This is a genomic window from Rothia sp. SD9660Na, assembly GCF_030064065.1.
Lineage (GTDB): Bacteria > Actinomycetota > Actinomycetes > Actinomycetales > Micrococcaceae > Rothia.
On sequence record NZ_CP125946.1, the window covers coordinates 1,872,626 to 1,896,232 of the forward strand.

A 23,607-nucleotide genomic window follows, 5' to 3' on the forward strand; every position below is an offset into this window, starting at 1 on the left:
AGGCTACGCTATACGGATTCCCACCAGCCAGTAGCCTCACCCGTCTTAGGAGGCTGCGTGGTAGCGCTGCTGGGTAGCCAGCAGGCCCTCTTTAATCAGCATCTCAGTGGCATCGGCTGCATTAGAGATGAGGAAAGGTAAATCTTTCTTCTCCGCGGTTGTAAAAGGCTTCAGCACAAAATCGGCGGTCTGCATCTGCCCCGGAGGCCGACCGATACCGGTACGCACCCGGTAGTAGTTCTTAGTCGCCAGAGCCTTGCTAATATCGCGCAAACCGTTATGGCCGCCCTCTCCCCCACCAATTTTCAGTTTGATGGAATCAAAGGGGATGTCGAGCTCATCATGCACCACGATGATTTTTTCAGGATCGATACCGTAGAACTGAGCAAGGGCAGCGACGGGCCCGCCCGATACGTTCATATAGGTCAGGGGCTTAGCTAACACAACTTTCGCACCCCCCACACCCAGGCGTCCTTCTAGAACTTGGGCACGGGCCTTGCTGTGCTTTTTGAAGTTGCCGCCCACAACTACTGCCAGTTCATCGAGCACCATCTGACCGACATTGTGACGGGTCGCAGCGTACTCGGGGCCGGGGTTCCCCAGACCTACAATCAGCCATGCATCTGACATATGTTCGCCCTTCCTACGGCGCAAGAATGCGGTAAGCATACAAAGAGTCTATCGAGTAAAGAAGGCCCGCACCGTCGTTAACTACGGTACGGGCCTTACATAGAGGTGGGGTAGCTATAGAGCTTACTTAGCTTCGTCTACCTGCGCGTCAGCTTCTGCGCCCTCGGGAGCGTTCTCGCCTTCTTCGCCAACCTCGGGTACGTCGAGTTCCTCGGGCTCTGAGATGTTAACAACCAGCAGTTCTGCATCTGCTACGAGGGTTACGTCGGCGGGCAGTTCAACGTCGGAAGCGTGAACGTGGGCGCCTGCATCGCGGCCTTCGATGTTAACAACGAGAGCTTCGGGGGCCTTCAGGGCGTCTGCCTCAACGAGCAGGACGGTTTCTTCCTGGTTTGCAACGGCGCCAACGGCGGGCTCGCCTTCAACGTGTACGGGAACCTCGATTTCAACGCGTTCGCCGCGCTTAACGGTCAGCAGGTCGATGTGCTGCAGCTCGGGGCGGATGGGGTGGCGCTGGATGTCCTTGATCATGGCCAGGTGTGAGTCACCTTCGATGTCGAGGTCGAGGATAGCGTTGGGGACGCGGGCTGCCAGGGTGGTTGCGTGGCCGGGCAGTACGACGTGCTTGGGTTCTTCACCGTGGCCGTAGATGACGGCGGGGATATCGCCGGCCATGCGGATGCGGCGGGCGTAGCCCTTGCCGAAGTCGGTGCGGACGGTTGCTGAAATCTTGATGGTCTCTGACATGAGGGCCATCCTTTCTGTGGTTAGTTGTCGATGCGCCAAGTGGTGTAGTGAACTGGCGCCAGAAATCGCTTTCTAACCAGCCACCGTCAGTTCCGGACCTACCGGGGTTCCCCACCGGCATTCCACTGCCTTGGCTTGTGCGCTGTGCTCAGCGCAACCCCTCAATTATTGCGGAGTTTGTAGCTTAAAACAAGCAAGGACGCTGGGGCACACGGTTGTTGTAGACCACAGCATCCCTGCTGGTTGGGAGGTATTAGGCGAAGTAGGACGCGAGCGCTTCGCGGTGGTTGCGCGGCGTGAAGCCTGCCTCAATAATTTTCGAGAGGTCCATAGCTGAATTGGTCGGTCGGGGCGAGAAAACCTCGGCCTTCACAAAATACTCAGCTGTAGACACCGGGGTTACCCGCTCTGCTGAATGCCCTGAAGCTTCAAACACAGTTTTTGCTAGGTCTGCCCAGGTCACGACCTCACCGGTGTTCGAGACATGATAGGTACCGAACTCACAGTTCTTTTCCACCAGATGCAGGATTGCGCCGGCAAGGTCCTCTGTAAAGGTGGGGCGACCGTATTGGTCGTTGACGACAGAGGGGTTCACTCCGCGTTCAGCCAGAGACTTCATAATTTCAATAAAGTTCTTGCCGTCGCCCATGACCCAGGAGGTACGCACAACGTAGTGGCGGCGTACTGACCGAACAGCCATCTCGCCAGCAGCCTTCGACTGGCCGTACACGCCAAGGGGAGCCAGCGGGGCGTCCTCTGCATACTCTTCGCCTAAGGGCAAAGAACCATCAAAAACGTAATCGGTAGAAACGTGTACCAGCGGGATACCGGCTTCGTCCGCCACCCTGGCCAAAGCCGCAACGCCACTTGCGTTGGCGGCCCAGGCGTCCGCGCGCCCTTCGGGAGTCTCCGCCTGATCAACCGCGGTGTAGGCTGCCGCATTGATGATGCCGCGCAGCGAACGCCAGCGGTAAGCAGAAGCCCAGCTATCAGGACGCGCCAGATCAAGTTCCGCACGAGTCGCAGCAATATAGGGGGTACCGGATGCTTCAAGCTGCTTGACCAGCTCACGCCCCAGCTGCCCGTTAGCGCCAACCACCAGCAGGGGGGCAGGAGCAAGGGGCTCTACCTCAGCAAGCCGGGGGTGGTTCTTGTCCTTCTCAGACAGTTCTGCCTGATCCAGAGAAATCGGCCACTCAATTGCTACTGTCTCATCAGCAAGGTTGAGGAAGGAATACTCCCCCTGGGCGTCTGCTGACCAGTGGTCATTCACCAGGTAGGTGTAGGCAGTGTTGTCTTCCAGAGTCTGGAAGGAATTACCTACTCCGCGGGGAACAAAAACAGCGGTATCGGGGCCAAGCTCTACAGTGACGGTCTTACCGAAGGATTCACCGGCACGCAGGTCAACCCAGGCACCAAAAATACGACCGGTAGCAACAGAAACATACTTATCCCAGGGCTCAGCGTGAATACCACGGGTGGTACCTGCTGTTGCATTGAAGGAAATGTTGTTCTGTACAGGGCCGAAGTCAGGTAGCCCCGCAGCAACCATTTTCTCGCGCTGCCAGTTTTCCTTGAACCAACCACGGTTATCACCGTGCTGGGGAATATCAATAACAAGTAGGCCGGGGATATCCGTTGTGTGAACGGCCAATTCTTTGGGCATTACTGGCCTGCCTTTGCGTACTTAGCTTCGACCTCTGCCTTGAGGGGCTCCCACCAGGCTCGGTTATTGGTGTACCAGGCGATGGTGTCTGCCAGACCTGCCTCGAAGTTGGTGAATTGGGGTTCCCAGCCTAGCTCTTCACGCAGACGGGTGCCGTCGATGGCGTAGCGCAGGTCGTGACCGGGGCGGTCTACGACGTGTTCGAAGGCGTCCTCTGGCTGGCCCATCAGGCGCAAGATGGTGCGCAGAACGGTGATGTTGTTTTCTTCGCCATCGGCACCGATTAGGTAAGTTTCGCCGATTTTGCCCTTTTCCAGAATGGTGTGAACTGCTGAAGAGTGGTCAGAAGCGTGGATCCAGTCGCGCACATTCAGACCCTCGCCATAGAGCTTGGGCTTAATGCCGGCCAGGATATTAGTAATCTGGCGGGGAATGAACTTCTCAATGTGCTGGTAGGGGCCGTAGTTATTAGAGCAGTTAGAAATGGTTGCCTCAATACCGAAAGAGCGCACCCAGGCACGGACCAGCAGGTCAGAGCCTGCCTTGGTGGAGGAGTAGGGAGAGGACGGGTTGTAGGGGGTAGCTTCGGTGAACTTAGCGGGATCGTCTAGCTCGAGGTCACCAAACACCTCATCTGTTGAGATGTGGTGGTACCGGGTCTTATACTTACGCACAGCCTCAAGCAGGGTAAAGGTACCAATAAGGTTAGTGTGGATGAAGGGGCTGGGGTCGTTGAGCGAGTTATCGTTGTGTGATTCGGCTGCATAGTGGACGACAGCGTCCGCCTGCGCGACCAAGGGGTCAACGACATCCATATCGGCGATATCGCCCTTAACCAGTTCAAAACGGTCAGATGGCAGCCCGGCGAGTGACATTTCATTGGCAGCGTAGGTCATCTTATCGAGCACCACGACCTTGTGGTCAGTGTTATTTACCAGGTAGTGAACGAAGTTAGAACCGATGAAGCCGGCGCCGCCGGTAACAAGAATATTTCCCATAGGTTTAACAGTAGTGGCAAATCACCCTATTTTGGGTTTCCGATAGCCCCTAAAAATGTGGTGTTCATGCCAGAATGGGGGTATGAAGGGAATTCTACTAGCAGGTGGCACCGGCTCACGCCTCCACCCCATCACACTCGGCATCAGCAAACAGCTCACTCCGGTTTACGATAAACCGATGATTTACTACCCTATCTCCACGCTTATGCTCTCGGGGATTCAGGATATTCTAATCATTACTACTCCCCAGGACCAGGAGCAGTTCCAGCGCCTTCTTGGTGACGGATCACAGTTCGGAGTTAACTTCAGCTACCAGGTACAGCCCTCCCCCGACGGACTAGCTCAGGCCTTTATCTTAGGTGAGAACCACATCGGGAATGATTCAGCAGCTCTGGTATTGGGCGATAATATTTTTTATGGCCCGGGTCTTGGAAACCAGCTCCGTAAATATAATGACGTAGATGGAGCAGCGGTTTTTGGCTACCGAGTTGCGGATCCCACGGCCTACGGCGTAGTAGAGTTCGATGATAATTTCAAAGCTCTCTCCATCGAAGAAAAGCCTGCAGTCCCTAAGAGTGATTACGCAATCCCCGGTCTTTACTTCTACGACAACAATGTAGTGGAGTATGCCAAAAATATTAAGCCTTCAGCTCGTGGAGAGCTTGAAATCACTGATCTTAACCGTGTCTATCTCGAGCAGGGAAAACTGCAAGTAGAAGTTCTTCCTCGAGGAACGGCATGGCTAGATACCGGCACTTTCGACTCTTTAGCCGATGCCACAAACTTTATCCGCACAGTCCAGGCCCGTCAGGGGCTTTCCATTGGTTCCCCAGAAGAAATCAGTTGGCGGATGGGATGGATAGATAATGCGAGACTTGAGGAACTTGCGCAGCCCCTCCGTAAAAGTGGCTACGGCGCCTACCTGCTAAACCTAATAGCTTAAACCCTACTGGCAGTTAATGTAGCCATAACCATATGAGCATACCTACCTCAGTGGTAGACTCTGACAAAGATTTATCCCGCCTCTTACTCACACCTTAGGTAATCTATGACCATACTTGATGTAGTGCGCATGTTGCGCGTAAACTTCAAAATCCTCTTAACAGGGCTTTTAATCGGAGCATTACTAGGCTTCGGCTACTCTCTTTTACAGCCCAAAATATACGCTTCCACAGCAACAGGCTATGTAACAGTCGGCGACGGTACTGGTATTGGGGATGTTATCTCAGGCTCAGCTGCCGCCAAGGAAAAAGCCTCAGCTTACCTAGCCTTTGTTAACAGTGGCCCCGTCGCCGATGAAATCGTTGCCGCAAACCCTGAACTGAATCTTACGCGTTCTCAAGTACAGAGCAATCTGACTGCAACTGTAGATGCAAACTCAGCGCTGATTCGTGTTTCAGCGACCGGGAACACACCCCAAGCAGCTCAGGCGCTAGCCAACAGTTCTCTAGAAGCTGTTGCAAAGGTAGCCAACAACCTTGAGGGGAGTAGCACCATACGAGTTATTCCCCTTGAGGACGGCACTATCAGCAATACTCCGGTTAGCCCCGACACTACTAAGTTGGTTGGCATAGGCGCTGCAGCTGGTCTTGTGCTAGTATTAGCCGTCATTCTTCTACGTCGGACTGTTGACACCAAACTACGTACACGAGATGACGCCACTAAAGCTACAGATGCAGGTATTCTTGGGGTTCTTCCTGTTTCTGAAGAGCTCACTGAAGAGAACATTCTTCGCGTCAACAGTGATCATATCTCGCAAGAAGCCATCCGACAGATGCGCACTAATCTGCGCTTCGTCAACGTAGATAACCCGCCTAAATCTCTTATCATTACGTCAGCTGAGCCTGGGGAAGGTAAATCAACAGTTTCTACCTCTATTGCTAGGGCTCTGGCTGACGCAGGTGAGCCTGTCATTATTATCGATGCGGACCTTCGTCGCCCTACCATCGCGAAAAAGTTTAAAATCGACTCTAAAATCGGCCTTACCCAGGTGCTTGCAGGCCAGGTTGAACTAGCAGACGCAGTCCGCCAGTTTGAAGATACCCAGCTCTTTATTCTGCCGGCAGGCCGCATCCCCCCTAACCCTTCAGAACTTCTCGGATCTGATAAGATGCGTCAGTTGATTGCAGAGCTTTCAGGAGAGTTCACTGTAATTGTGGACGTACCGCCTGTGCTACCTGTGACCGATGCAGCCCTCCTCTCAACTGCTGTAGATGGTGTGGTACTAGTTGGCAGCGTAGGTAAGACCCGCAAGGAAAACCTGGCTGAAGCAGCTAGCAACCTGCGAAAAGTTAGCGCTAATCTACTAGGCATTGTTATTAACCGGGCTCCTCGTACCGGCCTTGGTAATACCTACTACGGGTTCGCCTATGCCGCTAACAACGCCTACAGTAGCTACTACGGCTCTGACGAGGAAAAGTCAAAAGGCAAGCCAAAGAAAAAACGTAAAAAGGCTAACAAATAGTCTGCCGGTATAGGTAATCTGGGAAATGGGGAGGGGCTTATAGTTCCTCCCCATCTTTTATAATATTTTCTAAAGAACACGTATTCGACATACAAGCGAGCTTTCAATGACAGAACCCTCAGGAACAGATCATCAAATATCAAAACAAAATCACCAATATAACGATTTACCGTTAAATGTACGCATTCATCTAAGTCATGCTCATCTGCAGTATCTTGCGACTGCATCTTCTAGCGATATCCTACATATCAAAGGATATATCTATGGAACTGACACATACCCAACGACAAGAGCAAGTTCAGATGTTGACCTATTGGTACGCCCGGAACATGTTGAGAAATTTGTAGAATCCGCAGTAAGCGCCGGGTGGCAGATTCTTACTACTTTTGAAACTGGATCAGACTATCATCATGCCATGACCATATATCATCCTACTTGGGGCCTAGCAGATATCCATAGAGCTTTTCCCGGCATCGGTTTGGATGCGACACAAGCTTTTAACCGGCTTTGGGAAAAACGCAGAATAAAAACAATAGCAAATGCAGAGTGTTTAACTACCTCGCTTACTGATTCCCGTATTATTGTTTACGTTCATGCTGCTAGATCTACAAGTAAGCATAAACCAGATGTAGAGTATCTTAATGAGATACTCTCCTGGGAGGAAAAGAAAGAAATAGAAAAAAGAGTCGCAGAGATTGAAGCTGATTTAGCATTTGCCGCCGCTACAGGAACAATTGACAAATATTCAAAGCATCCTGACTACCTTTTTTGGAAAACAGCTTCACAAGAAACATCGAGCATTACACGATGGTATGCCAGGATTAAAAGCGCACCATCTTTACAACAAAAAATTAAAACAATTTTTAATATTTTCCTAGTAAACCGAGATCATTTAGCTATGGAACTTGGGCATCAGCCAACTCGACAAGAAGTGCGACAAAAATTTTTTACCCGCTTCAAAGAATTGGCAAAAACACTGAGAAAAAAAGGGAAGTAAATGTACCAACGAAGCACATCGACTGCTTTCTTATACAGCTCTGACATGAGTTCAGTAGAGATCGAGAATGAAATTGTTTACGTCGCTAACGTAGAAAAATCACAAATCTATACCTTAGATGGAGTTGGCCTAATAATCTGGGAGTTGCTTGAAACCCCACTATCCCTTACAGCTCTAGTCACAGAAATTTCAGAAATATACGATGTAAGCAGAAAAATAATCGAGGAAAGTATATCATCGTTTCTCATAGCCCTCATAGATCAAGGACTTATCGAGAAAATGAATGATTAATCTCCAATTTACGATTACATAGTCAAGAGACTAATAAAAATTAATAGTCCTATAGAGCTTCAATTTTACCCTTGATTTCAGCTATAAATCGCTCTTCTGAAAATTTTTGAACGTACTCTTTAATAGCGAATGGATCAAAATCTTCGGGCGTGAACCTATCTACAGCCTGACGGATCAGCTCTGCTGTCGGTGCCTCAATAAAAGTTCCGTTCAATCCTTCAACGATAGTGTCAAGAAATCCTCCGGCCTTTAGAGCAATAGTTGGCTTGCCGAAGGATCCTCCTTCAAGAGGGGTAATGCCAAAGTCCTCGTGAGAAATAGCCAGTAAAGCTGTAGAATTAGCATACGCATACCTCATCTGCGCATCGCTTATATGAGATGCAAAAGCAATATTTGAGTCGCTTATGGCTTTAAGATCTTCTTTCATTGGCCCTGCCCCAATGACTAGAAGTTGCTTATTACTCCCAGAAAACGCTTTAACCGCATGCTGTATATTTTTATATGGCAATAATCGGGATACAATCAAATAATACCCCTGATCCATAAATTCTTCTAGACCTTTTATTTTAGCATGTTCACCATCTTCTTTGACCGAAAATGGGGGATAAATAATATCTACTGTTTTCCCATAAACATTATGGATTCTGTCCTTGATCGTTGTTGAATTTGCAACATAATTAGGCTGTTTTGCGGCGGCCCGCTGATCCCAAAAAAGTAGAAAAGGTCGCAAAATTCTGAGAGCTATTGAGACCAAGGGGTTAGCAGCATCTCCTAAATACTGATCAGTAAGATAAATCCAGCGAGCTGGGGAATGACAATAAACTAAAGTTTTTTTCGGTAGATTAAAACCATGCGCCCACCCCGTGGAAGAAGCTATAACGATATCCGCTTTAGGACGTAAAAAGCTTGAGAAAAGGGGAAGAAATGGCAGGGCAAGACGGTGGTCTTTTCTAAAGAGCGAAATTCGATTAAGTGGCGACGTGATTACCTTACAATTTTTAAAATCCGGATAGGTCTTCTCCGGATCATAAAGAGTAGTATAAATCGTTGCCTCTGGAAAAGCATGATGCAAGGCAAGGACTACACGTTCCGCACCACCTCGTTGGGTAAGATAATCATGTGCAATAGCGATCTCTGGTATTTTTTCTTGCTTTTTAAAATTTCCAAGTATTCGATTGAATAGATTCATCAGATATCCCCGAATTAAAAAATGACCTTTGCACGGTTAGGGTATTTAATCCCTGCTAAACTGGCACTCTCGATTATGAGAGCCATAAATTTTTCTGCAATATTTTGAGGTAGCTTATCAGCTACAGAATCAATTGTAGAACCGAACCATTGCGTTGTTTTCTCAGTGCTCATAGAAGCTAGGAAGCGGACACAAATGCCCCATATTCCTTGTGGATTAGGTTCAGGAATTACTCCTTGACCATGTTTTTCTACAAATATTTGACGTGAAGCACCAGAATGCAGAGCACGGCGCGCTCGGCCAGCAGTTGTTGTTGCTGCGATGAAATGGTTGACCTCTAGATCAGGTGAGAGAACAAGTTCTATCCCTGCTTTATACAGCATGTAGCCCATGTCAACATCTTCCCAGCCATACCTACGATAACGTTGATCGTATCCACCAATTTTCGCAAAAGTAGCAGCTGACATAGAACAGTTGGCTGCCCAATAGTGCCAGATTTGATCAGCTGATGCAGTATACGCCTCTTCACGAAATTTTTTATCTCGGTAATAGCCGTAGGCGCGAGCATGAGGGGTATTAGGGAATTTATTATGCACAAGCCCCATTACACCAACCTCTCTATCCCCCGCGTGGTAAGAGATATGCTGAGCAATGTAATCGGACTTAACTTGAATATCATCGTCACAGCGGATAATAATCTCAGCATCAGCTGAATTATATCCAGCGTTAAGAGCGGAAACTCTTCCCTGATTCTCCTCAAAAACAATGAGTTCAATATTTAGCTTACCAGAATCAATATATTCTTGAACAATATTAGCAGAATTATCAATATCCCCATCGACTACTACAATAACTTGAAAGTTTTTCTCAGTTTGCTGAGAGAGAGAGTCAAGCGGGTAATGAAGTTTAGCCGAGCCCCCTCTTGTTGGAATAATAACTGCAGCTTTATACTGATATTGTTTCATTATCAGACCTTCTAAATCTAGAATTGATGAATATTATATTTTGTGCTATGTTTTGCGCGGTAGGATTTTCCACGCGGCAGATCAAAAATCCAACTGGTTTGTCGATAAAATACAGTCGCACAGATAAAGGGAAGCCCTACCCCCCCAATAAGACTTACTGCTCCAATAATCCAGGGGTCTTGAACTCCTACCTTCATCAAAAGAATTCTGAGAGTAGGAGTAAACAATAAGTGCATAAGATAAATTTGAAGAGAATAAGTACCTATAACTTCAAGGAAACTCATACGGACACTTCGAGAAAGAAGATTCCCCCAAAGGAGTAAAGAGACAATCCCTAAGCAACTTACTAACATGCCAAGAATTTTACTCTCTAGGGTAATTTCAGCATCCAATAACGTTGGAATAGTAAGATGATTAGCAACACTAATCAGAACTACAAAAATTATAGAAACAGTTAAAGCCAAAGGAAGAAGCAAAGCGGATTTTACTGAATCCAGGTTTTTAACTCTTTCTGTTCCTATGAGAGCCCCTATCACTGCAAAAATAGCGATGGCGATACCTCTACGATAAAATTCGGGATAGTCTACTCCCCAAGAAATCCAGCTAATGATTGAGAATAGACAGATTGAGCTCATTGCCCTTGCAACTGAGCGCCAAGGTTTAAGTAATATAAGTGTTGTATAAATCACTATCATCCAAGGAAGGTACCAAAGATGAGCTAACGGATATACAATGTTTAAAACATCAAACCAGCTAGTTTCCCCATTTGAAAAACGAGCACCAAAGACCTCAAAACTGCCCTGGATTAGCGTCCATACTAGGTACAGGTAAAGAAATAGCCAAATGCGGAGTCCTGCATATGCCCAGCTCTGCCTTTTTTCCCATGCAGATGGAATATTGAGCCCAAAAAGAAAAGCAAAAAGAGGCATATGCACTAGATAAAGTAAAGTGTGAAGAGCCCGAAAGAATTCTGGATCTTTATTAGTTAGACCAGCTTGCATCAGACCGATATTAATATGGCCCATCACGACAGCAATAATAGCTAGCCCCCGTAAGGCGTCAAGCCAATAGACTCGCGATGTTTCTGTTCGACGGTGGGATGACATAGTTAGACTAGCTGTTCTAGAACTTTCTTAACTCCATTTTTACCAGCTTCTGGCGAGAAGTTTTCATACCAGCGCCAATAGTTATCAGTGACAATTTTTTGAAGACGATTAGAAGAAGAAGTGAGATTTTGTGCCAAGTCGAGAAGCCCCCACTCAATATCTTTGGCATTGCCTCTTTCAACTATCCAGGGATATTCTTCTCCTACTATAGAAGGTAGCGCACCTGAGCGAGTAACTAAAAGAGGTACCTTTGCACTCATAGCTTCAGCAGCGACTAGTCCAAAAGGCTCATCCCATTGAGAAGGCATAGCGACACAATCTACCTGAGCAAAAAAGTCAGCGGGCTCAGTCCATCCTAGGGTTACAAGATTGTCTTCCAGTTTCTCTAAAGAATCGGTAACTCTGTCTCTGGTTCCATCACTCACGAATCGTGCTTCTCCCCCAATGACAAGCTTGAATCTAAAATTATTTTGGCTCTGGTTGAGATGATAAATCGCTTGCGCGAGTAAGTCCGTACCTTTGATCTCAGAAACTCGTCCAAGAAAACCCACAGTAATGTTTTGAGGGTCTCTATTATGAGACATCGGAGTTGTTGAAACTTCCGAAACCCAGTTAGGTAAGACTATAGTCCCAGATATTTTTTCTGACATAAATTCGCTTGGAACTAGGGTGCCAAGAGCTCCTCGAGAAGAAATTTTTGCTGCGAACTTTTGAAGCCGCTGCGGTAACTGGTGTAAGTGTACGATACGAGGGCCTAACCCCGCTGTTGCAAAAGCAGGTACTAGGCCATTGCACCATAATAAATTTTGTCTATTTCGGTAGCGCCATAAGCGGAGTTGAGCCACGTATGATTTACGGTTATGAGCTGGAAGGATAACAGTCGAGAATCCTTCATCCTTCGCGGCTTCGATAAGTTCGTTAGGAGATGTAGGCCCCACGATGGTGACAGACTTACCCAGAGCACGAAGAGCACGCGCAATGTTGAGGAGCATTACCTCTCCTCCGCCTATATCCCCGTTATTAGTGGCAATAAAAATATTCTTCATCTTCATTGCCTCCTTTCTCCTCTACTTGGGTAGTCTTTCCTTTTTAGGTATCGCAGTAAGCGATAAAGCATAACCGACAGCGAATGCCCAGGGAATCGTAAGCATTACTTCTCCCAGTCGCCAACTACATACAGCAAGGAAAACAGTAGCAGCTTCTGCTGTCAGGTTCCTTTCTGAAGTTTGTTGTTCGCCCTTCTGCTTCCAAACAAAAACTGCCAAAAAGGTAATCCCCAAAATAGCAATAGTCCATGGCCAGCCACCTTCAACAAATAGCGTCCAATATGAATTATGGAAGTACATGTCTTCGCCATTTGGCAGAATTACCGTTGCTTGCCCGAAGCCTAGCCCATTCCATGGAGCAGATGATGTTTTTTCCCAAGCAATAGTATCAATAAGATCTCGATACCAGTCTGTACCAGTACGATCTCCGAACACTTCACTATCTGCAAAATTTGCCTGCATCCATTCGAAAAGCCAACCGCAGAAAAAACCTAATACAACTTTAACCACCAAGTTAGCTTTTTGCGCAAATAGAATCCAAAGCACGCCAATAATAAAGGCTCCCATACTAGTGCGTGAACCCGTTTCAAATAGTAGAGGCAAAGCAAATAGTGAAATTATCACTCTCTGCCAATTTTTAGTGAAAATTCCAAATAATATCAATGGGATTATCCCATGATACATCCCGGCCACGTTCTTATCGTGCAACCAGCCGGTCAGATTTCCACCGTAGTTATCCGGAGCTATCCCTGCATAAAATGCTGCTGCATTGACCAACATGCCACAACTGAGCCCGAGTATAAGAGACTTAAAATGGATTCTCTTATCTGCGATAAGAATCGCTAGCATCAAGACAATTAAAATTCGACTTGCTCGGCGCATAGCGTCTTCTGAGGTTGATACTCCCACCGTGATAGATGATAAAACTACGAAACTCAGCGCAAGCATGAATGCTGCGATGAAAACACCTAGTTTAGGAACTTCGTATGCAGATGCTTTAGTAAGTCTTATAACGATTAGTAGAACTGCAATAGCCACATTAAGAGGAAACACAATAACTGGAACAGCTACACCAGCAGTCACCATCAGCGAACCCAAGATAAATTCTAGAACTACAAGTGACCCAGTCCCCTGAACCGTTAGTTGGGTTTCCCGAGAGAGACTTTTCTGAAATCTGTTAATTCTCTCTTCTAGAGAATCAGCTGGTTGGTGAGTTGTACTAACCATCCGCTAATACCTCCCCATATTTTTGGCTAATGTTTTTTGTCATCTGGGAAGTAGAATCCCATGAGAAGGAAGTATCCCTTACACTCAGGTTTTCACGGTAACCAAGAATTTTATCAGCCGCTGCTTCTACTATCTGCTGGCGGTTTTCAGAGGTTAAAGCAGGAACCATCTCAGCAGGAGCTAGCTGCTCGGGGTTTCCTCCCATAGCAGTCGCAAGTACTTTAAGTCCACCAGCCTTCGCCTCCAACAAGGTATAAGAATTATTCTCGGCAATTGAGAGCTGTACTAGGACGTCATTGCGGCCCATGACCTCAAAGGGGTCATTGAAGCCTGAAAAGAAAACGTTCGATTCAATACCTAGTCGCTTAACCTGTTCTTTAAGATCTTCTAGGCATTCACCCTTACCAGCAATTTCAAGCTGTGCGGTGGAATCCTTTTCAAGTACCAGTGCAAAGGCATCGATGAGTACATCAATTTTTTTCTCAGGAGCTAACCGTGCCATTGACACTACCCGTAACACGCCGGGCTCCCCTGGTACTCGCTTTTCCTCGACCTTTTGAGCAACAGTATCTAAGTCAACACCATTAGGAATCACCGTCACATCTTTGGCGCCCCACTTCTTACCCATTTGTACAGAGTTGAAACGCGAAACAGCAATTTTGCCATCAGTAAACCATAGACGTACGCGGTGTACTAATTCCATTATTTTCTGCTGACGTACAGTTTCGTGGTACACAAGATCGTCAACTGCGATTCCATGTTCCGTGCTAATAAGCTTGGGTGCACAAACCTTACCTTGCACGACGTGCCGCGCTTTGCGAGCATTCACTACGGCAACAGCAATAACATCTGCATACGCAAGATGAGTATGAACTATCGCAGGCTGGATTTCCCCAATAATACGGTCTAGAGCAACGAATGACTTCTTAAAACCAAAGTCAGGCCCAAATTCACCGGTTCGTACGTCTACACCCATGTTTACTAGGTGCTCTGACAGCTCACCTTCTGGGCAGAAAAAGACCAGGTTATACCCGGGGATTCCATTACGGGCAATATCTACTAGATGCCGGGCCACACCTGCAAAGTCAGGCACCGGCATACACAGTAGAACAGTCGGAGGAGTCGAGTTTACAGCCACTTTTCGAGCCTATCGAGTGCGGTGAAGAAGCCTTCGCCGTTGTTGACGTGACCCTGCCAGATTTCGGGGATGAAAGAGGACTTAGGGGTCAGTTCGCGTAGCTGCTTGCCGAGGGCTGCCCAGTCCACGTCGCCTTCACCGACCTGTACGCCTTCACCGTCCACGCCGATGCCGTCTACCAGGTGCAGGTGGATGGAACGGGGGGCCAGCAGCTCAACGGCCTCGGAGAGAGGAATCTTGAGGAAGTTGGCCGCCAGCATGGTGTGGGAGATGTCCAGGCAGAGGGCGGTGTTGTAGGTGTCTGAGAAGTCAGCAGTGTCCTTGGGGTCAAGGAAGAGGTTGTGGTACTGCTGACCGCCCATGAGCCAGGGGTAGGGAGGCAGGGTCTGAGCCGCGATACGCACGCCTGAGGTATCGAGCTTGGCCAGGGCCTCGCCGATACGCTCATACTTGTCGGCGCGGGCGGACGGTGCGATGTGGCCGTCCTTGGTGAAGCCACCCATGGTGACGACCATGACCGGGTCGTCATCCACGGTGAAGTAGCGGGTCAAATCGCGGGTAATGTCGATGGTGCGCTGGACCTCTGCAATCGAGCGCTCCCAGGTTTCCTGGTCGCGAGAAGCCAGATCTACCAGGAAGTCACCGGCGAAGAGGTCGGGCAGGTGGGTGGTGAAGGACATGTCGAGCTTACGATCGAAGACCTCATCGATGTCGACTTCAAGATCCTTGTAGGAGAAGTGGAACTCCAGGAAGTCAGGCTCGGCGTCCTCAATCAGGGGCTTGTAGTCGTGGTAACGGACGGGCAGGCCCCAGGGGCGATCGAATGTGAAGTCGCGGCGGGTCACTAGGTCGTCCTTCAGATCCCCTTCGAAGAAGAAGGTGCCGGCTTCAACCTCACGCTGCATGGTGCGGCCCAGAAGCTGGGGCAGGTAGTTGGGCTGCAGACCGCGGCCGGGTGACTTAACCTCGACGTCCGCCTCGGTCACAACTTCACCCTTAGCAATGGTGCGCGTAGCAACCAGTGACTTAGCAAGGTTGACACGGTTCATGAGCTCACCGGTGGAGACCTCGCGGGGGGCTGAGGTACCGATAGATTCCTCTACCTCACGAATCTGCTGCACCATAGCCTTGAACTCGTCAGGCAGCAGGGAGACGGTGTGGTCATTACCTTCGAGGGTCTTATCGACGGTGAAGTGCTTTTCAATAATCTTGGCACCGCGGGCAACGGCCGCAATGGGCACGTGGTAGCCGCGTTCGTGGCCTGAGTAGCCCACCAGACTCTGACCGATTTCAGCCAGGCGGTCCATGTAAGCCAGGTTGACGTCCTTGAAGGGCGCGGGATAGGTGGACTGGCACTGCAGCAGGGCGTAGGAGGCACCCAAGGAGCGCAGCAGGTTAACCGACTCGCGGATTTCTTCTTCACGGCTCATACCGGTAGAGACCAGCATGGGCAGGCCGCGGGAGGCCATATCGCGCAGTAGCTCGTGGTTAGTCAGGTCGGCTGAGGCAACCTTGAGACCCTGAATACCGTAGTCGACCAGAGCCTGGACCGAGGGGCCGTCCCAGGGGGTGCACATGATGTCCATATCGTGCTGCTTGACATGGTCAAAGACCTCGTACATCTGATCCACGGTAAAGGAGAAGCGGGAGAGTAGGTCGAGGGTGTACTGAACACCTAGGTCTTCGCCGGCTGACTTTGAGCCCTTCTGGCGGTAGAGGGCGTCCATGTCGCGCAGCTGGAACTTAACAGCGTCTGCACCTGTGTCAACAGCCAGGTCCACCAGGCGCTTTGCCAGGTCAACATCGCCCTGGTGGTTGTTGCCGATTTCGGCGATGATGAAGGAGGGCGAGTCTTCGGTGATTTCGGTGCGGCCAATACGCAGCACGTTCTGCTCGTCCATGGCGATAGCAACCAGGTGGCCTCGCTCGTCCACCAGGGGAAGAAGGCTGATACCCTTGGCAAATTCGCCCTGTAGCTCTGCCGGTTCCGAACCGATGGGGGCAGTCTTGACGCCCAGGTTAGCCACCTCAAGGGCACTGGTTTCAAGGGGGGCAGCGGGGTTGGCAATCAGCCAGCGGCGGAAGTCACCGTCTGACAGGGAGCCCTTAAGCACACCTGACTCGTTGACCAGGAAGATTATACGCTGCCCGTTAGCAGAAATCTTCTGTAGGGCAGTCAGCACCGGATCCTCGGAGAAAACGATGTACGGGGTGATATTGCGTTCGATAATCATGGTATTTATTTAACCTTCGTTTTCTTCTGATGCGAGTGTGGTGAGTAGCTGGTGTTCTGCGACGGAGAAGTCGATGGGGGCGTCAATGTCTACGCCTTCGACCTCATCAAGCATGAAGAGCTCAATCTCGCCGCCCAATCGGTTGTGCAGAGTTTCATAGAGCTCGGTCTTGGTAATATACATGGAGCCGTTTTCGCGGTAGCGGAAAGTCTCACGGGTGAGTTCCTGACGCCGAGGGCGAGCCATGACCTCATACTGGGCAGTCGGTGGCTCGGTGGCAGCCCAGATAAAGGGGCCGATGGGGATAACGCCCACCATAGAATCCGATGCAGAGACAGCGAACTGGCGGATAGCGCGGGCCAGGGTGCCGGGCAGGCGGACGGGCGAGGTCGCTTGCAGGAGCATGACGGCGTCCGGACGTTTGCCCGCAGCTGTGTAGAACTCGATAGCGTGCTCAATCACCGGTTCGGTAGCGGTGGTGTCTTCTGCCAGGTGGGGCGGGCGCATGAAGGGTACCTCTGCCCCGTGCTGGCGGGCAATATCAGCTAGCTCAGCGTCATCGGTTGAGACCAGCACGTCAACCAGGTGCTCGCCTTCCAGCTCAGCCTTTGCGGCAAGGGCCTGCTCAATGGTCCAGGCGACGAGGGGCTTACCAGCGATGGGTTTGAGGTTCTTTCGGGGGATTCCCTTGGACCCGCCGCGAACGGGTATCACGCATAGAACGCGCATCTATTTAAGTTTCTCCTCTAGGTATTGTGCGATTGCCTTTGCTGGAGGTGTTGAAGGCACAGTCGGTGCAGGCGTGGGGGCTTCGCCCCACTGGCTAAGACCATACCTATCCCAAAACTCTCTGACCCACGCAGGCGGCTTGGGATGATAAACCCAAGCAGGGATTCCCCTAATTGCCGCTTCAAGTACTCCTGTAGAAAAAATTGATACTACAGGGTTGGTCAGCGTGTTGAGGGGCTCGCGACCTCGGTCAATCTCTATACCCATTTTGTCCCATAAAGCATGGGTAAGTACAGACAGTTTGTCCTTTTCGTTAGGGTGAGGTCGGTAACGGGCCCCCGTCTCCTTACAGAATGTGTACCCTGCTTGGGCGTAAGAATGACGGGGTAGTTCAGCTCCGTGCATTTGGCCTAAGAAAATAGGTTGAGCAGTCTCATCTGAAGCCTGCATAGCAGGTAGCTGCGCTGCTTCCCAAAAAAGCTGGGAACCAACCACATCATAGGTAATATCTGTACGCCCTGAAATCCAGAATTCAGCATCTGCTTGACTAAAAGCTAGTAGATGAGCGGAAGGGGCCAGGGGGGGCGCAAACGGCGTGTTAAGACCGTGCTGAGACACTACATAGTCAGCATCTATACGGAGAGCAAGCTCGAAAGTAGCCGAACCTAAATCTAGGTAATGTCCAGCCGATAGTACGACCTGAGGATTCAGCTGTTTTATGGCTTCGGAAAGCAAAAGTTCTTCGACGCACCAATTCTCACCAGGAAGATGATGAGTAATATCATTATGCGATAAGACTGTGGCTGCGACATCAGTGTAAGCAAGAGGTTCGATAAGCGCTTTGAGAGAGGTTGCTCCGATACTATCTAATGCCACTACCAATTGACTGGGTCTAGAGCCTCTGCTACTAAAGAATATACGCGGAGGAGCAGATATATGAGAAGGTTTTCTCCAAGAAGCTACTTGTTTAACTGTATGTTTGACGTTGCCTATACGATTCGCAGAGCGCTGCCAGGCATACCACTGATTTAAATCTTCAGGAAATAAGAGTCCAGATTTATTCTCTATGTCCACAGATCCTCCAGCATTTTAACACGTTGATCAAAAGTATGCTCAGACAAAGTACGCTTCTGTCCAGCCACGCGAATTGTATGTGCCCACTGAGGGTCAGCAAAAATACGCTGACAAACTTCAATTAGTTCTTCTTCAGATCCGTAGACAAGCACTTCTTTACCTGGATCGTAATAACGTTCAACTTCAACTCGGTCAACAATTTGCAACCCACCCACGCCTGAAGCTTCAAAGGTACGCATTGTAAATCCATCCTGATCTCCATGGATATTAAGCGTTGCTGGCGATCCCGCCATAACACCGTATGCATGAGGTCGATCGAGGTCCCGCCCTGAAGCAATACCTGGATTCTTGAAATTACGTGTGCGGGCCATATCCCACCAGTGGCGTGACCACTGTTTACCGAATGCCTTAACTGGAACTCCAGCTTGATGTAGAGCTAGAAGCATTGCTTCGCGTCCAGGATAGCGGGCACCAACGAATGTGATTTCACTGCCCTGGACTGGAATAATATCTATATCTGTGTCGTACGCTAAAGGAACTTCTGTTGCTTTATAACCGCGAGCAGTCAGATTAGCGACGTCCCCGGGGCTGTAGCTAGCAATCTCACCTAGTAAGTTAAGATCGAAATTCTTGTCTGAATATCGCATCCTGCGGAATTCGTCATACATCCAGGTCACTAAACGCACCTCGGAAGTGCTAACAGCGTCCCACCAAGAAGAGCCCAATTGATCGCCCTTTACTACTAGGACGATATCAGGGTTCACTTCCCGAAAGCGGGTGAGGGCCTGCTCTGTCACCAAATTTTCGAAACGAGCAGGGCGCAAGTATTCGGGCAAATCGTGCAACGCTTTATTCCGGAGACGTTCAAGCAAAGTACCCGGTGCATCGTATACATGGGTAATAACTTGATAGCCGCGTTTGGTCAGAGAACGCTCAATAGTCCTCCAGTACCCGTGGAAAGCGGGAGAAACGAGAAAAATTTTAGGCTGAGCCATCTATTCAGCCAGTCCTCGCTCGGTAAGTTCTTCTAGTGCTGTATCCCAGGTTTCGCTTTTAGCTCCGGGGACTTCCCATGATTTAACAATGAAATCTGCAATAGACTCGCGAGCATTCCAGCGGGCTTGAGGAGCTCCCAGGGAATATGCATAAGTCATATCTGCAAGTGCATGATCAATATCCCCGGCACGTCTAATATCAACGTGCTCGATGACAGCGTCAGAGCCACCAGGGACTGCATCAATAGAGAACTGAGCTAGCTGATCAAGAGTAATTCGTTCACCAGAACCGAGGTTCAGGGTGCGGGGAGACTCCTCGAGCCCAGGCTGATTATTTAAGGCCCAAATAATGAAGTCAGCGACGTCTTCCACATGAATAAAATCGCGAGTTGCAGTACCATCACCATATACAGAGAGATTTTTGCCTTCTCGCAGACGCGCTAAGAAAGCTGCTAGCACACCGGTATAGGGGTTGTGTAAGGCTTGCCCTGGGCCAATAACATTCTGAGGTCGGATAATGATGGCAGGTATTTTACCCTGGGTTACTTCCGCTACAACGTCCTCACCAACTGACTTAGTCTCGCCGTATACAGAAAGTGGAGCATGGATATCTTGCTCAGTAGTTCCACGATCCTCAAAGCCTTCACCGTACACAGCACGAGAGCTCAGTGCAATCAGAGGGACTCCCCATTCGACAGCTTTCTCAGCGGCGTAGCGAGTACCGTCGATATTAACTCGTCGGTAGCGGTCAGTTTCATACATAGACTGAGCAGTACCAGTTTCTGCTGCAAGATGGATAATGGCTTCAGCCTGAGGTAAGTTGCTCCAAATATCTGGGTCAGATACATCTCCAACGATAATCTCGCCGGGGAACTGTGCCTTTTCAGCCTCAATATTTTGATGTACCTGTTCAAGCAAACTGTCAAGTGCATAAACAGAATGACTCTGGTCAACCAGCTTACGAGCAAGTTTGAGGCCGATAAATCCAACACCACCAGTGATAAGAATTTTCATAGTTTTCCCTAATTTATTTGAGTGCGATTAATTGGTTGAGCGGGGACACCTACAACAACGGCCCCACTTTCTACGTCCTTGGTAACAACAGCTCCGGCACCAATAATTGCCCCATCGCCGATAGTTACACCGCCAAGAACGATAGCGTTCCTGCCTAGGAAGACTTTGTCGCCAATAGTAATTGGCCCACGGTGAGTCACTTCATCCAGCTTCCCGGGGACATGGACACCTGTGTTAACCATTACATTGTCTCCGAACAAGCAATCGTTACCGATAGTCACGTCAGCTACAGCATGGATGTGTCCATGATGGCCAAGGTGAAAGTGTCTGCCTATCCGCAATACCCCGCCAGACTCGGTCTGTAGCCATACGCCCTCCCGGATAAGCACATCATCATCAAAATACATGTTCTCAGTACCGACAAGCTTGAGCGGAGAAATAATCTTGAGAGATTTACCAGAAGCACCTAGGGCCCGAGAGTACAGGTATTTTGAAAGTGCTGAGCCAACATGCCATCGAATAGACGGAGGTACTTCAGTTATCTTACGTGCGAAATTCATCTTCTCTAACTTAGTTGCTGAAAAGCAGTCTGAATCGTGGAAAGTTCAGTTTGGCGAACCTCTCGAGGCTTGACTGCTGAGTTGCGGACTCTTCTAACTTGATTAAAGAGATAGTTTACGTGAGTCACTGCGGTTAGAGCCACTCTAAGCTTTTGTGGATGCCCCCACTTTTTTTCGTATAAGAATCGTGAGTTAGTTACCCATTGACGCCTGCGAGCAGTATCTCCTGATGAGCCGCCACCCTCATGCGCAACTGTAATATCACCTCGGAACACACGTGGTACGCCTTGCAGCATCAAACGATACTGTATATCTACTTCTTCACTATTCATGAAGAAGGATTCGTCCATACCTCCAACCTCATTGTAAAGAGAACGGGGCATCATGAGGCAGGCACCCATAAGCCAGTCAGGTTCTGCCCGGTTATCAGCTATGCAAGCTAGATTATGGCCAACCATGTGATGCCAAAAACGAGTCGGACGCAAACGTGCAGCTGGGGTAAACCATTCCCAAGCATGATGACGAACACGGGGAAAGGCACGACCGACCCATTGTGAATCCCCCTCATGCCCTACAATATGCGGAGCAAGCACTACCCCCTTTCCACCTGCAAGAGCATACTCTGCTTCTGCTGCCTTGTACATGTCGTCGATAAAACCACTCGACAGAGTCAAATCACTGTTAAGAATAAGTATCCATTTACCTTCAGCTGCAGCGACTCCTGTGTTGACGTTAGCACCAAACCCACCATTGGTGGCTCGACGCACAGTAGTCACCCCACCAACTTCGGGAAAAGGTTGCGGAGAAGCATCGTCAGAAACAACAATCTGCACCGAAGCCAACGCTTCTTGCGCCTGAATCTGATTCACAAGATTCAAAGTATCTGCTGGATCCCCATAAAAAGGGATAACAACCGACAAGTCCGTCATATTTTCACCCATCGCACTCTTCTCTCCCCCAAATTACTAAACTACAGAAAAAATGAAATTTAAAAGTATTCTACCACAATTCCAATAGATTTTTCTTATAAACATGGTTACTATTTGTTTAAAGATTTTGCGAATTCTAGAATCTGCATGTAATCTCTCCTTACTGCTGGAATAACAGCACAGATAGCGGCTAGCGCCAACTGTAATACAACACCAAGAAGGATTGACGCAATCAAGTCCACTGCTAGCCCCTGGAGGATGTAATAATTCAATGCGCTAGAGAATAGCACAACCGCAAATATTCGATAGGAGTTAACTAGCAAACCTTTAGTAGAAACTCCTGTTGAACGTTGGACCCAAAGCAAAGACAACGGCCATTGAATCATCACAGCCACGGCTTGCCCCACCACGGCCCCTAGGGGGCCCAGCACCAAAGCACCTATAATAACAAAAATAGTTCTATTAATCGAGCTGAAGATCGTTAGATTCATAAGTCCTTTAGACTTGCCTCGAATAAGAAAAATCCATCCCGCTGTCATCGCAAGGCAGTTAAGCCCCTCGGTAATCGCAATCCAAGCAAAAAATGGCGCAGCTGCTTGCCAACTTTCACCCAGAAAAAAGACAACCAGTGATGAAGATGCGGCAGCCAAGCCACCTGCGATTAAGGCTAGAGGGTAGGCCAGAAGAATCTGACCTTTTTCTATTGAAGTAGCGATTTCTGCATTAGATGATTGTTTTTTCGACAAAGTAGAAAAGGCAACATTATTTAGTGGTGACCTCAAACTATTCAGTGGCGTGCGAACAGCCTGAGAAGATCTGTTGAAATACCCGAGCACCTCAGGCCCCGAAACATGACCAATCATATAAACATCAACTAAACCTGAGAAATAGTTTAGCAGATTAGAAAACATGAGAGGCATCCCAAAATTCAAGAATCTACGCATAGATACTGACCTATCGTAGCCTCTAGGAATCCATCTGGTCTGAATAATAAAGATCAACAAACTGGCGATAGCTATTACTAACCCTTGAAATACTAGAGACCAGACCCCAAATCCGTTTAAAGCCATGATCACTGCAGCAATCAATCCAATTATATTGGAAATAATATTATTCACTGCAATTTTGCCAAACTGGATCTCTCGCTGAAGGTTTGCAAAATACTGAGTTGACATCCCAGAAATAACAAAATTTAGTGACATTACAAGAGTTATTAAAATCAGCCTATCGTCGCTATATATTGCTGCAACAACAGGGGCAAGAAGTGCTATAGCAGCAGCAACTACTACTCCCATTGTGGTATTTAGCCACCATAAATTGCTTCGTTCCTGAGGCGAAATCGTTTTTGCTTGGATGGTAGCTGATGTTAGACCGAAATCTCTAAATACATCAGCTATTGCCATTACAGCCATAACCATAGCAACCAGCCCATACTCTTCAGGACTGATAAGTCTTGCCAAAATTGCGAGTGAAACAAGGTTAATGACAATTTTTGCCAGCTGACCGCCAACAGCGTTAACCCCTCCACGCGCACCTCTCTGAGCTAAAGTTCTTTCAGCCATTCTCCCCCTCCTATAGGTACGGTGAGGGGTCATGCACTAAGTGCAT

General features: G+C 48.8%; 22 protein-coding genes. 4 read left to right on the forward strand and 18 right to left on the reverse strand.

All coding sequences use genetic code 11. The features are described 5' to 3' along the window. Positions 1-45: 45 nt before the first annotated feature. The 4 genes from pth to rfbB form a co-directional block, all read right to left on the reverse strand. Positions 46-630: an aminoacyl-tRNA hydrolase gene (gene pth / locus QM007_RS08795; protein WP_283489610.1), complete on the reverse strand. Its 585-nt coding sequence runs from the start codon at positions 628-630 to the stop codon at positions 46-48. Between the two features lie 123 nt (positions 631-753). Further along, positions 754-1,377, reverse strand: coding sequence for a 50S ribosomal protein L25/general stress protein Ctc (locus QM007_RS08800; protein WP_283489611.1), 624 nt, complete (start codon positions 1,375-1,377; stop codon positions 754-756). Positions 1,378-1,630: 253 nt separating this feature from the next. After that, the gene (gene rfbD / locus QM007_RS08805; protein WP_283489612.1) at positions 1,631-3,043 is read right to left on the reverse strand and encodes a dTDP-4-dehydrorhamnose reductase; all 1,413 of its coding nucleotides are present in this window, start codon (positions 3,041-3,043) and stop codon (positions 1,631-1,633) included. Next, positions 3,043-4,041: a dTDP-glucose 4,6-dehydratase gene (gene rfbB, locus QM007_RS08810; RefSeq protein WP_283489613.1), complete on the reverse strand. Its 999-nt coding sequence runs from the start codon at positions 4,039-4,041 to the stop codon at positions 3,043-3,045. The genes rfbD and rfbB overlap by 1 nt, the downstream gene beginning before the upstream one ends. An 82-nt stretch (positions 4,042-4,123) precedes the next feature. On the opposite strand from rfbB, the gene rfbA reads away from it, so the two are divergent. From rfbA to QM007_RS08830, 4 genes are all read left to right on the forward strand, one after another. Further along, on the forward strand, positions 4,124-4,984 hold the full coding sequence (rfbA, locus tag QM007_RS08815; RefSeq protein ID WP_283489614.1) for a glucose-1-phosphate thymidylyltransferase RfbA: 861 nt from the start codon (positions 4,124-4,126) through the stop codon (positions 4,982-4,984). Positions 4,985-5,089: 105 nt separating this feature from the next. After that, the gene (locus tag QM007_RS08820; protein ID WP_283489615.1) at positions 5,090-6,505 is read left to right on the forward strand and encodes a tyrosine-protein kinase domain-containing protein; all 1,416 of its coding nucleotides are present in this window, start codon (positions 5,090-5,092) and stop codon (positions 6,503-6,505) included. A 106-nt stretch (positions 6,506-6,611) separates the two neighbouring features. Then, positions 6,612-7,502 (forward strand): nucleotidyltransferase family protein, encoded by an 891-nt coding sequence (locus QM007_RS08825; RefSeq protein ID WP_283489616.1) that lies wholly within the window; start codon positions 6,612-6,614, stop codon positions 7,500-7,502. 45 nt (positions 7,503-7,547) lie between these two features. Beyond that, positions 7,548-7,793 carry a PqqD family protein gene (locus QM007_RS08830; protein ID WP_283489617.1) on the forward strand — a complete coding sequence of 82 codons (246 nt, stop codon included), beginning with the start codon at positions 7,548-7,550 and terminating at the stop codon, positions 7,791-7,793. A 49-nt stretch (positions 7,794-7,842) separates the two neighbouring features. On the opposite strand, the gene QM007_RS08835 is transcribed toward QM007_RS08830, so the two are convergent. The 14 genes from QM007_RS08835 to QM007_RS08900 form a co-directional block, all read right to left on the reverse strand. Further along, a complete protein-coding gene (locus QM007_RS08835; RefSeq protein ID WP_283489618.1) occupies positions 7,843-8,982 on the reverse strand; it encodes a glycosyltransferase in 1,140 nt (379 codons plus the stop codon). A 14-nt stretch (positions 8,983-8,996) separates the two neighbouring features. Further along, positions 8,997-9,947: a glycosyltransferase family 2 protein gene (locus QM007_RS08840; protein WP_283489619.1), complete on the reverse strand. Its 951-nt coding sequence runs from the start codon at positions 9,945-9,947 to the stop codon at positions 8,997-8,999. A 17-nt stretch (positions 9,948-9,964) separates the two neighbouring features. Next, positions 9,965-11,053, reverse strand: a complete 1,089-nt coding sequence (locus QM007_RS08845) for an acyltransferase family protein (protein ID WP_283489620.1) — start codon at positions 11,051-11,053, stop codon at positions 9,965-9,967. 2 nt (positions 11,054-11,055) lie between these two features. After that, positions 11,056-12,099 (reverse strand): glycosyltransferase family 4 protein, encoded by a 1,044-nt coding sequence (locus QM007_RS08850; RefSeq protein WP_283489621.1) that lies wholly within the window; start codon positions 12,097-12,099, stop codon positions 11,056-11,058. 21 nt (positions 12,100-12,120) lie between these two features. Further along, entirely contained in the window at positions 12,121-13,326 is a 1,206-nt protein-coding gene (locus QM007_RS08855) for an O-antigen ligase family protein (RefSeq protein WP_283489622.1), read from the reverse strand. After that, complete coding sequence (locus QM007_RS08860; protein ID WP_283489623.1) at positions 13,319-14,425, reverse strand: glycosyltransferase; 1,107 nt, start codon at positions 14,423-14,425, stop codon at positions 13,319-13,321. The genes QM007_RS08855 and QM007_RS08860 overlap by 8 nt, the downstream gene beginning before the upstream one ends. Before the next feature lie 29 nt (positions 14,426-14,454). Then, a complete protein-coding gene (locus tag QM007_RS08865) occupies positions 14,455-16,698 on the reverse strand; it encodes an N-acetylneuraminate synthase family protein (protein ID WP_283489624.1) in 2,244 nt (747 codons plus the stop codon). Between the two features lie 9 nt (positions 16,699-16,707). Next, entirely contained in the window at positions 16,708-17,427 is a 720-nt protein-coding gene (locus QM007_RS08870) for an acylneuraminate cytidylyltransferase family protein (RefSeq protein WP_283489625.1), read from the reverse strand. Beyond that, positions 17,428-18,501 carry an RNA-binding protein gene (locus tag QM007_RS08875; RefSeq protein ID WP_283489626.1) on the reverse strand — a complete coding sequence of 358 codons (1,074 nt, stop codon included), beginning with the start codon at positions 18,499-18,501 and terminating at the stop codon, positions 17,428-17,430. It abuts the gene before it with no gap. Further along, positions 18,492-19,496, reverse strand: coding sequence for a CgeB family protein (locus tag QM007_RS08880; RefSeq protein WP_283489627.1), 1,005 nt, complete (start codon positions 19,494-19,496; stop codon positions 18,492-18,494). The genes QM007_RS08875 and QM007_RS08880 overlap by 10 nt, the downstream gene beginning before the upstream one ends. Continuing rightward, positions 19,497-20,510, reverse strand: coding sequence for an NAD-dependent epimerase/dehydratase family protein (locus tag QM007_RS08885; RefSeq protein WP_283489628.1), 1,014 nt, complete (start codon positions 20,508-20,510; stop codon positions 19,497-19,499). 8 nt (positions 20,511-20,518) lie between these two features. Beyond that, the gene (locus QM007_RS08890; RefSeq protein WP_283489629.1) at positions 20,519-21,070 is read right to left on the reverse strand and encodes an acyltransferase; all 552 of its coding nucleotides are present in this window, start codon (positions 21,068-21,070) and stop codon (positions 20,519-20,521) included. Between the two features lie 5 nt (positions 21,071-21,075). After that, complete coding sequence (locus QM007_RS08895; protein WP_283489630.1) at positions 21,076-22,011, reverse strand: glycosyltransferase family 2 protein; 936 nt, start codon at positions 22,009-22,011, stop codon at positions 21,076-21,078. A 98-nt stretch (positions 22,012-22,109) separates the two neighbouring features. After that, positions 22,110-23,561: a lipopolysaccharide biosynthesis protein gene (locus QM007_RS08900; protein ID WP_283489631.1), complete on the reverse strand. Its 1,452-nt coding sequence runs from the start codon at positions 23,559-23,561 to the stop codon at positions 22,110-22,112. Between the last annotated feature and the right edge of the window lie 46 nt (positions 23,562-23,607).

Excerpts from the sequence above, each read along its gene's own strand:
- QM007_RS08865 (WP_283489624.1), bottom strand. The coding sequence starts at position 16,698 with ATGATTATCGAACGCAATATCACCCCGTACATCGTTTTCTCCGAGGAT.
- QM007_RS08895 (WP_283489630.1), bottom strand. The coding sequence starts at position 22,011 with ATGGGTGAAAATATGACGGACTTGTCGGTTGTTATCCCTTTTTATGGG.
- QM007_RS08840 (WP_283489619.1), bottom strand. The coding sequence starts at position 9,947 with ATGAAACAATATCAGTATAAAGCTGCAGTTATTATTCCAACAAGAGGG.
- QM007_RS08845 (WP_283489620.1), bottom strand. The coding sequence starts at position 11,053 with ATGTCATCCCACCGTCGAACAGAAACATCGCGAGTCTATTGGCTTGAC.
- QM007_RS08860 (WP_283489623.1), bottom strand. The coding sequence starts at position 14,425 with ATGCCGGTGCCTGACTTTGCAGGTGTGGCCCGGCATCTAGTAGATATT.
- QM007_RS08820 (WP_283489615.1), top strand. The coding sequence starts at position 5,090 with ATGACCATACTTGATGTAGTGCGCATGTTGCGCGTAAACTTCAAAATC.
- QM007_RS08835 (WP_283489618.1), bottom strand. The coding sequence starts at position 8,982 with ATGAATCTATTCAATCGAATACTTGGAAATTTTAAAAAGCAAGAAAAA.
- QM007_RS08825 (WP_283489616.1), top strand. The coding sequence starts at position 6,612 with ATGACAGAACCCTCAGGAACAGATCATCAAATATCAAAACAAAATCAC.
- rfbD (WP_283489612.1), bottom strand. The coding sequence starts at position 3,043 with ATGCCCAAAGAATTGGCCGTTCACACAACGGATATCCCCGGCCTACTT.
- pth (WP_283489610.1), bottom strand. The coding sequence starts at position 630 with ATGTCAGATGCATGGCTGATTGTAGGTCTGGGGAACCCCGGCCCCGAG.
- QM007_RS08870 (WP_283489625.1), bottom strand. The coding sequence starts at position 17,427 with ATGCGCGTTCTATGCGTGATACCCGTTCGCGGCGGGTCCAAGGGAATC.
- QM007_RS08900 (WP_283489631.1), bottom strand. The coding sequence starts at position 23,561 with ATGGCTGAAAGAACTTTAGCTCAGAGAGGTGCGCGTGGAGGGGTTAAC.
- QM007_RS08800 (WP_283489611.1), bottom strand. The coding sequence starts at position 1,377 with ATGTCAGAGACCATCAAGATTTCAGCAACCGTCCGCACCGACTTCGGC.
- QM007_RS08850 (WP_283489621.1), bottom strand. The coding sequence starts at position 12,099 with ATGAAGAATATTTTTATTGCCACTAATAACGGGGATATAGGCGGAGGA.
- QM007_RS08855 (WP_283489622.1), bottom strand. The coding sequence starts at position 13,326 with ATGGTTAGTACAACTCACCAACCAGCTGATTCTCTAGAAGAGAGAATT.
- rfbB (WP_283489613.1), bottom strand. The coding sequence starts at position 4,041 with ATGGGAAATATTCTTGTTACCGGCGGCGCCGGCTTCATCGGTTCTAAC.
- QM007_RS08880 (WP_283489627.1), bottom strand. The coding sequence starts at position 19,496 with ATGGCTCAGCCTAAAATTTTTCTCGTTTCTCCCGCTTTCCACGGGTAC.
- QM007_RS08890 (WP_283489629.1), bottom strand. The coding sequence starts at position 21,070 with ATGAATTTCGCACGTAAGATAACTGAAGTACCTCCGTCTATTCGATGG.
- QM007_RS08885 (WP_283489628.1), bottom strand. The coding sequence starts at position 20,510 with ATGAAAATTCTTATCACTGGTGGTGTTGGATTTATCGGCCTCAAACTT.
- QM007_RS08830 (WP_283489617.1), top strand. The coding sequence starts at position 7,548 with ATGAGTTCAGTAGAGATCGAGAATGAAATTGTTTACGTCGCTAACGTA.
- rfbA (WP_283489614.1), top strand. The coding sequence starts at position 4,124 with ATGAAGGGAATTCTACTAGCAGGTGGCACCGGCTCACGCCTCCACCCC.